This is a genomic window from Streptomyces sp. NRRL B-24572 (assembly GCF_002156145.1).
In the GTDB taxonomy this organism is placed as follows: domain Bacteria; phylum Actinomycetota; class Actinomycetes; order Streptomycetales; family Streptomycetaceae; genus Streptomyces; species Streptomyces vietnamensis.
Genome location: NZ_MWIG01001123.1, coordinates 1 through 646 on the forward strand (window position 1 = coordinate 1; position 646 = coordinate 646).

At 68.9% G+C, this 646-nt stretch carries 1 protein-coding gene; it reads right to left on the reverse strand.

The features are described 5' to 3' along the window. Nucleotides 1-22: 22 nt before the first annotated feature. The coding region (locus CCN56_RS40740; protein ID WP_256962444.1) for a GDSL-type esterase/lipase family protein at nucleotides 23-646 on the reverse strand (624 nt) is incomplete at its 5' end.

A 646-nucleotide genomic window follows, 5' to 3' on the forward strand; every position in this document is an offset into this window, starting at 1 on the left:
GTGCGGGCCCGACGGTGGCCGGTCAGCGGGCGAGCAGGGCGATGCGGATCGCTCGCTCCACGTGGGCGGCGGTGTTTTCGTGTCCGGCGGCGTTGGGGTGGACCAGGGTGACGTGCTTGCCGATGAGGCCGCAGTTCAGCAGCGTGCCGGGGAGGCGGGTGGGCCAGTAGTCCTCGGCGTCGCCGCAGATCCCCTCGACCCACTTGGTGTCCGCGGGCTGGCAGGCGTCGTGGCCCTCGCTGGAGAAGTAGACGTCGACGTAACGGTCCCCGAAGAAGTTCGAGACCCGCTGGATCGTGTTGTTCAGCTGCCTGAGGACGTCGTCACGCAGCCAGTCGATGTCGGCGTGGCTGATGGAACCGAGCTCCGTGAGGGACGCCCGGTTGCACGCACTGGCGTCCTCCGGCAGGACGGCCGGGTAGCCGACCGTGATCACCTTGGCGTTGGGTGCGGCCTGGTGCACGTGGGCCAGCATCTCGATGTACTCGTCCTGGACCCGGGAGAGCTTGTCCTCGATGCTCTCCTCGCCCTCGGGCGGGTTGGTGTAGTACTCGCGGCAGGACGCGCCGGCCGCGCCCTTTTCGAGGCACTTGAGGAGCATCCCGCCGAAGGGCAGGCTGTTGCCGCCGACGCCGATGGTGACGAC